At 70.3% G+C, this 13,634-nt stretch carries 9 protein-coding genes; 6 read left to right on the plus strand and 3 right to left on the minus strand.

What is annotated here, in order from left to right; genetic code table 11:
* The first annotated feature begins 25 nt into the window (after positions 1 to 25).
* From LZ198_RS14390 to LZ198_RS14400, 3 genes are all read left to right on the plus strand, one after another.
* Positions 26 to 1,327 (plus strand): PQQ-dependent sugar dehydrogenase, encoded by a 1,302-nt coding sequence (locus tag LZ198_RS14390; RefSeq protein ID WP_253972522.1) that lies wholly within the window; start codon positions 26 to 28, stop codon positions 1,325 to 1,327.
* A gap of 105 nt (positions 1,328 to 1,432) precedes the next feature.
* Positions 1,433 to 2,698 (plus strand): hypothetical protein, encoded by a 1,266-nt coding sequence (locus LZ198_RS14395; protein WP_253972523.1) that lies wholly within the window; start codon positions 1,433 to 1,435, stop codon positions 2,696 to 2,698.
* Between the two features lie 211 nt (positions 2,699 to 2,909).
* Entirely contained in the window at positions 2,910 to 3,620 is a 711-nt protein-coding gene (locus tag LZ198_RS14400) for a 2OG-Fe(II) oxygenase (RefSeq protein ID WP_323382577.1), read from the plus strand.
* A 55-nt stretch (positions 3,621 to 3,675) separates the two neighbouring features.
* Here LZ198_RS14400 and LZ198_RS14405 read toward each other — a convergent pair whose 3' ends face one another.
* Both LZ198_RS14405 and LZ198_RS14410 read right to left on the minus strand, forming a co-directional pair.
* A complete protein-coding gene (locus LZ198_RS14405) occupies positions 3,676 to 6,108 on the minus strand; it encodes an ABC transporter permease (protein ID WP_253972524.1) in 2,433 nt (810 codons plus the stop codon).
* 163 nt (positions 6,109 to 6,271) lie between these two features.
* Positions 6,272 to 6,691 carry a PaaI family thioesterase gene (locus tag LZ198_RS14410; RefSeq protein WP_253972525.1) on the minus strand — a complete coding sequence of 140 codons (420 nt, stop codon included), beginning with the start codon at positions 6,689 to 6,691 and terminating at the stop codon, positions 6,272 to 6,274.
* A gap of 227 nt (positions 6,692 to 6,918) precedes the next feature.
* On the opposite strand from LZ198_RS14410, the gene LZ198_RS14415 reads away from it, so the two are divergent.
* The 3 genes from LZ198_RS14415 (at position 6,919) to LZ198_RS14425 (ending at position 10,369) form a co-directional block, all read left to right on the plus strand.
* The gene (locus LZ198_RS14415; RefSeq protein ID WP_253972526.1) at positions 6,919 to 7,902 is read left to right on the plus strand and encodes a GlxA family transcriptional regulator; all 984 of its coding nucleotides are present in this window, start codon (positions 6,919 to 6,921) and stop codon (positions 7,900 to 7,902) included.
* A gap of 21 nt (positions 7,903 to 7,923) precedes the next feature.
* The gene (locus LZ198_RS14420; RefSeq protein ID WP_253972574.1) at positions 7,924 to 8,838 is read left to right on the plus strand and encodes a glutaminase; all 915 of its coding nucleotides are present in this window, start codon (positions 7,924 to 7,926) and stop codon (positions 8,836 to 8,838) included.
* A 1,156-nt stretch (positions 8,839 to 9,994) separates the two neighbouring features.
* Positions 9,995 to 10,369 (plus strand): DUF488 domain-containing protein, encoded by a 375-nt coding sequence (locus LZ198_RS14425; RefSeq protein ID WP_253972527.1) that lies wholly within the window; start codon positions 9,995 to 9,997, stop codon positions 10,367 to 10,369.
* 73 nt (positions 10,370 to 10,442) lie between these two features.
* Here the strand turns inward: LZ198_RS14425 and LZ198_RS14430 are convergent, their stop codons facing one another.
* Positions 10,443 to 13,589 carry an efflux RND transporter permease subunit gene (locus LZ198_RS14430; protein ID WP_253972528.1) on the minus strand — a complete coding sequence of 1,049 codons (3,147 nt, stop codon included), beginning with the start codon at positions 13,587 to 13,589 and terminating at the stop codon, positions 10,443 to 10,445.
* Positions 13,590 to 13,634: the final 45 nt, after the last annotated feature.

The raw sequence follows: 13,634 nt of genomic DNA on the forward strand, positions 1-13,634 counted from the left end.
GAACCCGTTTCCGAGGAGTGCGCCGATGCGAGCGTTGTTGAAGACCCTGGCCTGTACCACCCTCCTGACCGTCGCCGGGACGGCCTCCGGCCAGGGGGCCGGCACCTCCAAGCGCCAGGGCGGGAACCTCGCTCCCGGGAAGGCCGAGGGCAGCCAGCAATCCGTACCGCGGGAGGGGCCCAACCCCACGGGGGCCCCCGTGGAGACCGCGCCGCCCAACGTCCCCGAGTTCAAGCCGGCCTTCCCCGGACAGACGCGGGCGCCGGGCGTGAAGACGACGACGGCCTTCCAGGTCACCGAGGTGGCCTCCGGCTTCAACCATCCCTGGGCCATCGCCTTCCTTCCGGACCGACGCATGCTGGTGACGGAGAAGCCCACGGGGAAGCTCTACATCGTCACGCAGAAGGGCGAGAAGTCCGCGCCCGTGGCGGGAATCCCCAAGGTCGACGGACGCAACCAGGGCGGCCTGCTCGACGTGGAGGTGGGCCCGGACTCCGCGAAGAGCGGGCTCATCTACTGGACGTATTACGAGCCGCGCGAGGGCGGCAACGGGCTCGCGGTGGCGCGCGCGAAGCTGGTGGAGGGCGACAAGCCCCGGGTGGAGGGCCTGACGGTCATCTTCCGGATGCAGCCCACGTTGGACTCCACCCTTCACGCGGGTGGGCGCCTCGTGTTCGCGCCGGATGGGACGCTGTTCGTCACGCTCGGCGAGCGCTCCGTGATGGCCGGTCGTGTCCAGGCGCGCGACCTCAAGAGCCACTTCGGGAAGATCGTCCGCATCCATCCGGACGGCACCGTGCCCACGGACAACCCGTTCGTGAAGACGCCGGGCGCGCGACCGGAGATCTGGTCGCTGGGGCACCGCAACGTGCTGTCCGCCGCGCTCGACAAGCAGAACCGCCTCTGGGAGGTGGAGATGGGGCCTCGCGGGGGCGACGAGCTGAACCTCGTGGGCAAGGGCAAGGACTACGGCTGGCCCACCATCGGCTACGGCGAGGAGTACTCCGGCGCTCCCATCCACAAGTCCACCCAGGGGCCGGGCATGGAGCAGCCGGTGTACTACTGGGACCCGGTCATCTCTCCATCGGGCATGACCATCTACTCGGGAGACCTCTTCCCGGAGTGGCGGGACAACTTCTTCATCGGGGGCCTGTCGAGCCAGGCGTTGGTGCGCCTGGTGGTGAAGGATGACCGCGTGGTGGGCGAGGAGCGGCTGCTCACCGAACGCAACGCGCGCATCCGCGAGGTCGTCCAGGGGCCGGAAGGCGCGCTCTACCTCTTGACGGACGAAGACGACGGGCAGGTGCTCAAGCTCACCCCGCGTTGAAGTGTCCTCGCCACGCGCGGCGTCCGGTAGGCTCACGCCGTGACGTCGCGCCTGCCTCTCTCGTTGCCAGTGTTGTCTCCCGAGGACTCCGACCGGGCGGTGTCCTTGCTGGGTCGTATCCATGACCCTCGGAACGGAGGGGCGCCCGGCAAGCCCTACATCCCCCGGACGATGGCGGCCTCGGACGTCGAGTGGCTGCGGACCGTGGGGCTCGACCCCTGGGCCTTCGTCACGCTGTCGCACGACGCGGTGGTGGAGTCCGTCGTGTCCTCGGGACGCGGCTGGAGCGTCGAGGAGGGCAGCCGGGCCTTCGTGAGCAGCCTGGATGGAGAAGACGGGCCCCATGGCTGCTTCCTGGAGGCCGTGCTGCTCGCGCACGCCATGCCGGCACATGCGCTGGATGCGCCGGATCCGGAGAGTGCCTCGGCGTGGTGTCGCGTCTGCGGGCTCGCACCGCAGCTGCTCCTCGAGCCGAGCGAGATGTTCCTCTCCTGGAAGCGGAATGGCTCGGGGATTCCGGGCGCGATGGATTGGATGCTGGTGGCCCTCGCGCAGCGGAAGGAGTGGGGCGCGCGGGAGCCGACGGCGCGGGCGCGCGCGCTCCTCTCGCGGGCCCTCGCCACCCTCGATGGGCTCCCGCCCGAGGCCAGCCCGGGTGTGGCCTTCGAGGCGGTGCGCGAGGTGGGGTTCTCCAAGGGGGCGGCGCGTTCCCTCGTGGAGACGCTGGCCTTCGTGGGGGTGCTCGAGGCCCCGCCTCATGTGGGCATGGCGACGCGGTTCGTGAGCTTCGCCGAGCGCGAGCGGCGTCCCTCGGTGCGGGTGGAGGTCGACGCGCCGCTGGGGTTCTGGCGGGGCCGTGACGGTGTGCAGTGGAAGAACGCGGAGGCCCTGTTCGGTCTCCAGAAGGGCACGCCGCCGCCGCCGTTGGAGCCCGCGCGGCCCGCGAAGAAGGTGGCTCGGAAGAAGGCGGAGCCCGTGCCGGGCAAGAAGGGGCGGGCGAAGACGTTGCCGCGCCGCCCTCCCGCGGCCGGCGACGTCTGGAGCCTGCGTGTCCGTGAGGATGCCTGGGTGCTCGTCTACGTGTGGTCCCTCGCCCAGACGCCTCGCGGGCCGTATGCGGTGTGCGAGTTCGTGGGCGAGGTGTCCGCCGAATGTCCGACCCAGGTTCCAGCGCCGCTGGAGATTCGCCCCCGGTACGATGGTCGATGGCAACAGCGGACGTCGGCGTTGGAGAAGACGACGGGCAGCGCGCTCATCGCCGAGAAGGTGGCTCCGCCGCTCACGAAGGCGCCTCCGCCCGACCGTGTCCCGTTCGGGTCCGGCAAGGACCTGTCGTGGCTGGCGCGCGCCTGCTTCGACTCGCTGGAGTGAGGCCGGACGCTCCGGGAGGGTGGGCCAGGCGATTCGCCGCAACTTCCGGGTCGCGCTCGGGGCTCGGACGCGACATCTGTCTCCCGACTGGGCGGTGAGGGCCTTGTCGGAGGGAGCGGCGAATGGTGGGAGAGCTGACGAGCGGTGAGCTGGGACAGTTGGCGACGGGGCGGTGGCCGTGACGGCGGCGGCCCGAGCGAGGAGGCCCGCGGTGTCCACGCTGGACGCGCGCCTGTCGCAGGTCGACTGGAGCGCGCTGGGCGCGGAGCTGGATGCCCGGGGGTGTGCGCCCCTCCGCGGAGTGTTGACGCCCGAGGAATGTACGGCCATCTCGGCGCGCTACGCGGAGGAGGCTCCCTTCCGGAGTCGGGTGGTCATGACTCGACACGGCTTCGGGCGAGGGGAGTACAAGTACTTCGCCTATCCGCTCCCGGACGTGGTGACGCGATTGCGTGTGGGGCTCTATCCGGGCATCGCGCCCATCGCGAACCGCTGGAACGAGGCCATGGGCATCGACGTCCGCTACCCGGGCACGCACGCGGACTACGTCCAACGGTGTCATGAGGCCGGGCAGCTCCGGCCCACGCCGCTGCTCCTCCAATACGGAGAGGGGGACTACAACTGTCTCCATCAGGACCTCTATGGCGACGAGGTCTTTCCGCTCCAGGTGGCGTTCCTGTTGTCGGAGCCCGAACGGGACTTCACCGGCGGCGAGTTCGTGCTCACGGAGCAACGTCCTCGCATGCAGTCCCGCGTCGAGGTCGTGCCGCTGCGGCAGGGCGACGCCGTCGTCTTCCCCGTCCATCACCGGCCCGTGCAGGGCACTCGGGGCATCTATCGCGTCAACATGCGCCACGGCGTGAGCCGTGTGCGCTCGGGACATCGCCACACCCTGGGCATCATCTTCCACGATGCGCTGTGAGCCGCCGAGGCATCACGCCTCGGCGTGCCGGGGTGCTCCGTCGCGGGAGGTCCCCTCAGTCCGCTCGGAGCGAGACGGCGGGTGAGACACGAGCGGCTCGGCGCGCGGGGATGAAGATGGCGAGGGCGGCTACCGCGACGAGCAGGAGGGGAACGAGGGCATAGGTGAGCGGGTCGGTGGCTGGGACGCCCCCGAGCAGGTGGGTGAGCGCGCGGCTGGCGGTGACGGAGAGCCCCAGCCCGACGACGAGCCCCACGAGGGTCAGGCCGAGATAGCGCGACAGGACCAGGCCGGTGACCTGATGGACCCGGGCGCCGAGGGCCAGGCGGATGCCCATCTCCCGCGTGCGTCGGGACACGACATGGGTCACGACGCCATAGAGGCCCACCGCGGCCAGGGCCATCGCGGTCGCCGCGAAGATGCCGACCAGCAGGAGGTAGAAGCGCAGCGGCGCCACCGTTCCGTCCACCACCGAGGAGAGCGTGCGCACGTTGCCGAGCGCGAGGCGCGGGTCGAGCGCGCGGAGCTCGTCGCGCACCGCCCCCGCCAGCGTGAGTGGGTTTCCGGAGGTTCGCAGCACGAGCGTCATGCTGGTTCCGCGAGCCTGCTCGTAGGGGACGTACACCTCGGGGACCGCGGGCGCGGCCAGCCCGTCGATGGCCATGTCCTCCACCACTCCGACCACGCGGCCACCGAAGTTCCCGTTGCCCCAGTTCATCGTCGTGTCCAGCGTGCGCCCCAGGACGGGCTCGCCTGGCCAGAACCGACGGGCCGCCTCCGCGTTGACCAGCACCGCGCGACCTCCGGCACCTCGGTCCTCGGACGTCAGGCCGCGGCCGTCGAGCACCTTCACGCGCAGCGCCTCCAGCGCACCTGGGGTGACGATGCGTACGCTGGCTTGCCAGGGGATGGCGTCCGGTGCCATGGGGCGGGCCGGGTCCTTCACCTCGAGCAGCATCTTTCCGCCGTCCATCGGGAGGCCCGCGATGGCGCCAGCGCTCTCCACTCCGGGGAGGCCACGGAGTCTCGACAGGAGCTGGTCGTGGAACGCCAAGGGCGAGGCGGAGCCGATGGGATACCGATTGGGCGGCAGGTCGAGCCGCAGGGTGAGGACGCCGTCGGGCTGGAAGCCGGGGTCGACACCGCGCAGCGTGACGAAGCTGCGCAACAACAGGCCCGCGCTGACCAGCAGCACCACCGCGATCGCCGTCTCTCCGATGATGAGCAGCGAGTGGGTCCGGTGGTGGAGGGCACTGCCGCCAGCCCCCGTTCCGGCGATGCGCAGCCCTCGCCCCAGGTCCAGGCGGGTCGAGACGAGCGCGGGCACGAGGCCCGCCATCAGCAAGGTGAGCACCGAGACGCCGACGGTGAATGCCAGCACGTCTCCATCGACGGCGACCTCGTCGAGGCGAGGGATGTCGCGGGGGCCCAGCGCGACCAACACATCCAACGCCCACATCGACACGAGCAGCCCCGTGGCGCCACCCACGAGGGCGAGCACCCCTGTCTCCACGAGCAGCTCGCGCGCCAGCCTGCCGCGACTCGCGCCCAGCGCGAGACGGATGGACAGGTCTCCCTCGCGGGAGGCGGCGCGCGCCAGCAACAGGTGGGTGAGGTTCGCGCATGCGATGAGCAGCACGAAGCCGACCGCTCCCGTGAGCATCAACAGTGATGGACGCGACGGCCCCAGCAAGACGTCCCGCAGGGCTTCCACCCTCGCGCCCAGGTTCGTGTTGGTCTTCGGGTAGCTGTCCGCGAGGTTCCTCGCGACCGTGGACACCTCCTCGCGCGCCTGCTCCAGCGTGACTCCCGGTGACAGTCGCCCATAGACCTCCAGCCAGTGCGCGCCCCGCGACTCCGGGCTCGTCATCGACTCGTCCCAGGTGAGGGGCGTCCACAGCTCCGCGTGCGCCGGGAAGTCGAAGCCCTCGGCGGTGACGCCCACCACGGTGAAGGGCTCTGGCGCGCCGAGGTTCAGCGTGCGCCCGACGATGTCCGACCTCCCTCCGAAGCGGCGCTGCCACAGGGCATGGGAGAGGACCGCCACCTTGGGGGCGCCCGGCAACCCATCTTCCGGGTGGAATGCGCGCCCGAGCTGGATGCGAGGTCCGAGCACCTGGAAGAAGTCCGCGGTGACGAGGCCCGCCTGTCGCTTCTCCGGCGAGGGTTCCATGCTGTCCGCGCCGAGCGTCACCTCCGTGGACGTCGCGGCCGTCAGTCCCACGAAGGAGCGCGTCTGCTCCCGCAAGTCGGCCAGGTCCGGGGGCGACGTGGGTCCGGGCCCTCGCTGCCCCACGCTGTACAGCCGCACGAGGCGCGCGTCGTCGTGCATGGGCAGCGGTCGCAGCAGCACCGTGCGGACCACGCTGAAGATGGCGACGTTCGCGCCGATGCCGAGCGCGAGGGTGGCCACCGCGACCAGCGTGAAGGTCGGGCCTCGCCCCAACCTGCGCAGCGCGTGACGGACGTCCTGGAGGAGAGAGTCCATGGTGCGTGACCCGAGAGCATGGGGCATGCCACGGAGTCCGCGAAAGCTCCGACAGTCGTGCGGGTCGAAGTCCAGCGCACGCTCCCTGTTCGCTGTTGGGACGCGTGCTTCCCGCAAGCGAACAACCGCGTCCCTGTGATGGCGGGGCGCGGCGTGGCGCTGTTCAGGGGCGCGACGTCGGAGTGGCCGGGTCTCGGCGGATGTAGGCGATCGCGGTGCCGTGCGCGACGAGGCGCGCCCGGGTGTCGAGGACCTTCACTTCATAGTTTCCGACGCGGCCACCGCGTTGGAGTTCCCGTGCCTCCGCGACGATGTCCCCGGCCTCGGGGACCGCGACGAAGGCGAGGTTCATCTGCACGCCTGCGGCCCGGTCGGGGTACGTGTTGCAGGCGACGGCGAAGGCGATATCCGCGCTCGCCATGATGATGCCGCCATGCAGGGTGCCGATGCCGTTGCGGCATTGCCCCGTCGCGGGAACCCGCACGCGGGCGAAGCCTCGTTCGACCGCATCGAGTTGCATGGCGAGGTTTCGCGCCAGCTCATCGTGGGCGAAGTAGGCGTGGCCGTGCTCTTCGGGCTTCATGAGGGACTCCTGGATGTCGGGTGGGCACCTGGCGGGAGGACTCGCCGCTCGATGCGATGAAGGTACCCAGGTCGAGCGAGGCCCGACATGCTCATCGCGGACAAAGACATGTCGGAAGGGGACACGCAGGGGGTGGACCGCGCGCGAGCGAGCGGTCGTGCACATGGCGCCGGACGCCGCCACGCGGGTGTTTCCTTCCACCCGACTTCACGATTCAATCCAGGGGCATGCGTGTCTTTCGGGTCGCCATCTGCCTCTATCCAGGCGTCTGGGCCAGCAGCGCGCACCTCGCCGCGGACGTCTGCACGATTGGGCGGATGCTGCTCCGGCCTCGCGAGGAGTCCTCCCTGCGGTTTGCCTTCATCGCGGCGCAGCCCGTCATCGAGGCGGCGTCGGGGCAGCGGCTCCAGGCCGAGCCCCTGGTCGAGGGGGCGTCACCCGCTGTTCCGCAGGCGGAGCTGGTGGTCCTGCCCTCGCTGAGTGGCGCGGCGCTGCGCCCGGGCGTGGCGGTGGCCCTCGCGCCCTGGCTGCGGGCCCAGGCGAAGGGGGGCGCGCGGATGCTGGCGCTCACGACGGGGAGCTGGGTGCTCGCGGACGCGGGGCTGCTCCAGGGGGAGCTGGCGACGACCCATTGGGCCTTCGTGTCGCGCAGCGAGAGCCAGTACCCGAGCACGCAATGGATGGCGGAGCGCCGCTACACGATGAGCCGGGACGGGCAGTTCCTGACGGCGCAGAACGCGTCCGCGGGGACCCTGCTCATCTGTCATGTGCTCCGTCAGCGCTTCGGAGCGATGTTCGGCGATCGGGTCTTCAGCTCCGCGCTGGGCGAAGACGACGCGCTCTTTCGCGCGCCCGTGCTCGCGTTGGCGTCGACCCGTGCCCACGGTGACGCCGCCATCCTCCGGGTGCAGGAGCGGCTCGAGACCCATCCCCAGGAGACCCTGGAGTCCGTCTCGCGCTTCGCGGCGATGAGCCCGCGGCACCTCCGGAGGCGCTTCAAGGCCGCGACGGGAATCACCGTGCAGCAGTACCTGCGGCATCTGCGTGAGGAGCAGGGCAAGCGCTTGTTGCGCGGAGGGGGGCTCGGGATCGCCGAGGTCGCGGCCGAGCTCGGTTACGCGGATGCCGCGGCGTTCTCCTCGGCGTTCAAGAAGTGGACGGGGATGTCGCCCCGGTCGTATCGCGAGAAGGCAGGTTCCATGTCAGGGTGAGTGGTGTGAGGGTTGCTCGCGATGCATGACTTCCAGGTGGTCCTGGACGAGGTGATGACTGCGGTCCGGCCGGTCGTGGGGCAGGGCCGTGTGGCCCAGTACATTCCCGCGCTCGCGGCGGTGGACCCCACGCGTTTCGGCATGGCGCTGGCCACGGTGGATGGCCGGCTGTACGGCGTGGGGGACTGGCGGATGCCGTTCTCCATCCAGAGCATCTCGAAGGTCTTCGTGCTGGCGATGACGCTGGCGCGGGATGGGGACGCGCTGTGGCGCAGGGTGGGGAAGGAGCCCTCGGGCAACCCGTTCAATTCCCTGGTGCAGCTCGAGTACGAGCAGGGTGTGCCGCGCAATCCGTTCATCAACGCGGGCGCGCTCGTCATCACGGACCGGCTGCTGAGCCTGACGGGAGACTCGCGTGGCGCGGTGCGCGAGTTCCTCCGCGCGGAGAGCGGGAACCCCGCCGTGGATTTCGACCCGGTGGTCGCCGCGTCGGAGGCCGAGCATGGCCATCGAAACGCCGCGTTGGCGCACTTCATGGCGAGCTACGGCAACATCGAGAACCCGGTGCCTCGGGTACTGGAGCACTACTTCTGGCAGTGCTCGCTGTCGATGAGCTGCGCGGACCTCGCGCGCGCGTGTGGTGTCCTTGCTCGCCACGGCGAGCGTGCCAATGGCGAACGGCTCCTGACGCGCAGCCAGGCCAAGCAGATGAACGCGGTGATGCTCACCTGCGGCACCTACGACGCCGCGGGGGAGTTCGCCTATCGCGTCGGCCTCCCCGGGAAGAGTGGTGTCGGTGGCGGCATCATCGCCGTGATTCCGAACGTCTGTGGTCTGTGTGTCTGGAGTCCAGGGCTCGATGCCCACGGCAACTCCGTGGCCGGTGTCGAGGCGCTGGACCGGTTCACGACCCTGACGGGCCTCTCTGTGTTCTGAGTCTCGGCGGTCGAAGACGAACCGGTCCTCGCGAAGAAACGCTTCCGCCGAGGACCGGCTCCCTCCTCCCGACCTTCCCGCCCGAGCCGTTCACTCCAGGAGCCGTTCCCCCGCTCCTCTCGTCGCCCGTCCAACCCGCCCGTCCTGCGTGCTGCTCGTCCCTGCGTCCCGCCCTGTCCGACCCGCCGCCCCGTCCTGCGTGCTGCTCGTCCCTGCATCCCGCCCTGTCCGACCCGCCGCCCCGTCCTGCGTGCTGCTCGTCCCTGCGTCCCGCCCTGTCCGACCCGCCGCCCTGTACTGCCGCGTCCCGCGTGCTGCTCGTGCCGCGTGCTACCCCGTTCGACCCGCCGCCCTGTCCTGCGTCCAGCCCCTGCGCGCTGCTCGTTCTGCGTGCTGCCCCGTCCGACCCGCCGCCTTGTACCGCCCCGTCCTGCGTCCAGCCCTTGCGTGCTGCTCGTTCTGCGTGCTGCCCCGTCCGACCCGCCGCCCTGTACCGCCCCGTCCTGCGTCCAGCCCTTGCGTGCTGCTCGTTCTGCGTGCTGCCCCGTCCGACCCGCCGCCCTGTACCGCCCCGTCCTGCGTCCAGCCCCTGCGCGCTGCTCGTTCTGCGTGCTGCCCCGTCCGACCCGCCGCCCTGTACCGCCCCGTCCTGCGTCCAGCCCCTGCGTGCTGCTCGTTCTGTGTGCTGCCCCGTCCGACCCGCCGCCCTGTACTGCCGCGTCCCGCGTGCTGCTCGTTCCGCGTGCTGCCCCGTCCGACCCGCCGCCCATGCCACGTGCTGCTTGTCCTGCGTCCCGCCCGTCCGACCCGCCGCCCATGCCACGTGCTGCTTGTCCTGCGTCCCGCCCGTCCGACCCGCCGCCCCATCCTGCGTGCCGCCAGTTCTGCGTCCCGCTCTGCCCGTCCGACCCGCCGCCCGTCCTGCCCCGCCGTGCTGCCCGTCCCGCCCCATTCGCCCGAGCCGTGTCGGTTCCTCACCGTCGCGCCTCGTCGAGGCAGCACATAGCAGGGCGCGTGCCGCGCGCGGCGCGACGGTACACTCCAGCACTTACAGGGACTTGCGAGGATCCTCGCGTCCTCGTGACCCTCTCGTCCGGTAAGAAGTCGGGTCGACTCACTCCGGAATAGGGCGAGCCAGGCCGAAGGTTGACCATCGATGCCCATCAAGACCCAGCGCTGGTGTTCCCCCATGGGGCTCGATGCCGGTCTTCGCGTGCTCGTCTGCCGCTACCGCCCGCGAGGGTTGCCCAAGTCGCAGGAGACCTGGGACGTGTGGCACCGGGAGCTGGCGCCGAGCCCGGAACTCTTCGACGCCTTCTACGGCAAGGGCCGCACCCCCATCACCCTGGACGCCTACCGCGAGCGGTACATCCAGGAGATGCAGGCCCAGCAGGCGCTCATCGCGGAGCTCGCGGCGCGCGTGGACCGGGGCGAGACGGTGACGCTGCTGTGCTCGCGCGACTGCATCCTCGAGCAGGTGTGCCACCGCAGCATCCTCGCCGGGCTCATCGAAGCCGCCCGGCGCAAGTAACGACGAAGGCACCGCCGGGTGGGCGAGGGGAGGACCCTCGCGCCCGACGGTGCCTCGCGGTGAAGCAGCGGCCTTACGGCGCGTGGGCCGGGGCCGGGAGCTCGTCCTCCGCCGACTCACGCTTCGCGTCTCCACGCACCTTCTGCATCAGCACGTAGAGGCCGGGGATGAAGATGAGGTTGACCACGGTCGACACGAGCATGCCGCCGAACACCGCCGTGCCCAGCGAGTTGCGCGCCGCCGCGCCCGCGCCCTGCGCCGTCATCAGCGGCACCACGCCGAGGAGGAAGGCGATGGACGTCATGAGGATGGGACGCAGGCGGACCTCGGCCGCTTCCACCACCGCGTCGAGCGCGCTCTTGCCGCTCTCCCGGAGCTGCTCGGCGAACTCGACGATGAGGATGGCGTTCTTGCTCGCCAGACCCACCAGCATCACCAGGCCCACCTGGCAGAACACGTCGTTGGCGTAGCCGCGCATGAGCTGGAGCGCCACCGCGCCCATGATGGCCAGGGGCACCGACAGGATGATGACGAACGGCAGGCTGAAGCTCTCGTACTGCGCCGCGAGCACCAGGAACACGAAGAGCAGGCCGAGCCCGAAGATGATCATCGTCTGACCACCGCTCTCCTTCTGCTCCAGGCTGATACCCGTCCACTCCGCCGACATGCCCTGGGGCAGGTACTGCGCCGCCAGCGACTCCATCGCCTCGATGGCCTGACCGGAGGACACGCCCGGCGCCGCCTGGCCGTTGATCTCCGCCGACCGGAACAGGTTGTAGTGCCGGATGACCTGCGCGGACACGGTGGGCGTCACCTTCACCAGCGACTCGAGCGGAATCATGTCCCCGCTGTCGCTGCGCACATAGAACGAGCCGATGTCCGCCGGGCTGTCGCGGTACTGCTGCTCGGCCTGCGTGTACACGCGGTAGGTGCGGTTGGCGTAGTTGAAGTCGTTGACGTACTGGCTGCCCATGTAGACCTGCATCGTCCCGAAGATCTGCTCGATGGGGATGCCCAGGGCCTTGGCCTTCTGGCGGTCCACCTCCACGTCCAAGAGCGGCGTGTTGGCGTTGAAGGCCGTGAAGACGCCGCGCAGCCGCGCGTCCTCGTTGCCCTTGGCGACCAGCTCGTCCGTGGAGCCGGCCAGCTCGTCCAGCGTGCGCGTGCCGGCGACGTCCTCGACGATGAACTGGAAGCCGCCCACGCTGCCCACGCCGCGGATGGCCGGGGGCTGGAAGGGCAGCACGCGCGCGCCGCCGATGCGGGCGAGTGGTCCACGCAGGCGCTCCACCAGCGCCGCCACCGTGTGCTCCTTGCCGGGGCGCTCCTCCCACGGCTTGAGGCTGGTGAAGACGGTGGCCATGTTGGAGCCGGAGCCCTGGAAGGAGAAGCCGCCGATGGCGAACATGGCGCGCACCTCCGGCTGACCCTTGAGGACATCCTCCACCTGCGCCAGCACCTTCTCCACCTGCGCCAGGGACATGCCCTCCGGGCCCTGGATGGAGATGATGACGTAGCCCTGGTCCTCGTCCGGGATGAAGCCCGTGGGCGCCACGCGGAACAACACCACCGTCCCGCCGATGCACAGCAGGAACGCCAGCAGCACGAGCACGGGGTGCTTCAACATGCCGCGCAGGCCCCGGCCGTACGCCGCGCGGGTCGCGTCCAGCACCTTGTCCACCCAGCGGAAGAACACCCACTTCTCCCCGCCGTGGTGGTGCTTGAGCATGCGCGCGCTCAGCGCGGGCGTCAGCGTCAGGGCGCAGAAGGTGGACAGCGCCACGGAGGCCGCGATGGTGAGCGCGAACTGCCGGTAGATGGAGCCCGTGGTGCCCGGGAAGAGGGCCACCGGGACGAACACCGCCACCAGCACGATGGAGATGGCGATGACCGCGCCGGCCACCTCCTTCATGCCCTCGCGCGCCGCCTGCCGGGGCGTCAGGCCCCGCTCCGCCATGAGGCGCTCGATGTTCTCGATGACCACGATGGCGTCGTCCACCACGAGGCCCGTCGCCAGCGTCAGGCCGAACAGGGTGAGCGTGTTGATGGAGAAGTCCATCAACTTCACGAAGGCGAACGTGCCCACCAGCGAGACGGGCAGGGTGAAGGCGGTGATGAGCACGCTGCGCCAGCCGTGCAGGAACAGGAAGATGACGAGGATGACCAGGACGATGGCTTCGACGAGCGTCTGGATGACCTCGTGGATGGAGGCGCGCACCGCCAGCGTCGTGTCCGTGCCCGTCTGGTACTCCATGCCCGGCGGGAACTGCTCGGACAGCCGGTCCAGCTCCCGGTAGACGCCGTCGCGCACGTCGAGCGCGTTGGCCGTGGGCAACTGGAAGATGGCCAGGCCCACGCCCGTCTTGCCGTTGAAGCGCAGCAGCGTGCCGTAGTTCTCCGCGCCCAGCTCCACGCGGCCCACGTCCTTGACGCGCACGCTCTTGCCGCTCGGGTCGCGCATGAGGACGATTTCCCCGAACTCCTCCGGCTCGACGAGGCGACCGCGCGCGCGGATGGCGAGCTGGTACGGCTGGTCATCCGTGGAGGGCGGCTGGCCCACCTGGCCGGCGGCCACCTGGAGGTTCTGCTCCTGGAGCGCGCGCGTCACGTCCTGGGGCGTGAGCTTGCGGCGCGCCAGCTCCGTGGGGTCCAGCCACACGCGCATGGAGAACTTGCGCTCGCCGAAGATGCGCACGTCGCCCACGCCGCGCACGCGCTTGATGGCGTCCTTCAGGTTCACGTCCGCGTAGTTGCTGAGGAACTTCGCGTCGTAGCGGTTGTCCGGGCTGGACAGCGCCACCGTCATCAGCATCTGGCTGGAGGCCTTGTTGACGACGATGCCCGTCTGGTTCACCTGCGAGGGCAGGCGCGCGGCGGCGCGGCTGACGCGGTTCTGCACGTCGACCGCGGCGACCTCGATGTCGCGCGTGGGCTCGAAGGTGACGGTGATCTGACTGGTGCCGTCGTTGCCGCTGGTGGAGGTGATGTAGCGCATGCCCTCCACGCCATTGAGCTCCTGCTCGATGGGGATGGTGACGGCGCTCTCCACCACCTCCGCGCTGGCGCCCACGTAGGTGGACGTCACCGTCACCTGGGGCGGCGCCAGGTCCGGGTACTGGGAGATGGGCAGGGTGGGGATGGCGATGGCCCCCACCAACGTCAGCAGGATGGAGCAGACGATGGCGAAGACAGGTCTGCGGATGAAGAAATCGACGAACACGGCTTCAGGCCCTCAATCTGGTGGGGGACCCAGGCCTCTCGCGCG

The organism is Myxococcus dinghuensis (assembly GCF_024198235.1).
Taxonomy (GTDB): Bacteria; Myxococcota; Myxococcia; order Myxococcales; family Myxococcaceae; genus Myxococcus; species Myxococcus dinghuensis.

Coding starts and splice junctions, on each gene's coding strand:
- LZ198_RS14390 (WP_253972522.1), top strand. CDS start 26: ATGCGAGCGTTGTTGAAGACCCTGGCCTGTACCACCCTCCTGACCGTC.
- LZ198_RS14405 (WP_253972524.1), bottom strand. CDS start 6,108: ATGGACTCTCTCCTCCAGGACGTCCGTCACGCGCTGCGCAGGTTGGGG.
- LZ198_RS14410 (WP_253972525.1), bottom strand. CDS start 6,691: ATGAAGCCCGAAGAGCACGGCCACGCCTACTTCGCCCACGATGAGCTG.
- LZ198_RS14415 (WP_253972526.1), top strand. CDS start 6,919: ATGCGTGTCTTTCGGGTCGCCATCTGCCTCTATCCAGGCGTCTGGGCC.
- LZ198_RS14420 (WP_253972574.1), top strand. CDS start 7,924: ATGCATGACTTCCAGGTGGTCCTGGACGAGGTGATGACTGCGGTCCGG.
- LZ198_RS14425 (WP_253972527.1), top strand. CDS start 9,995: ATGCCCATCAAGACCCAGCGCTGGTGTTCCCCCATGGGGCTCGATGCC.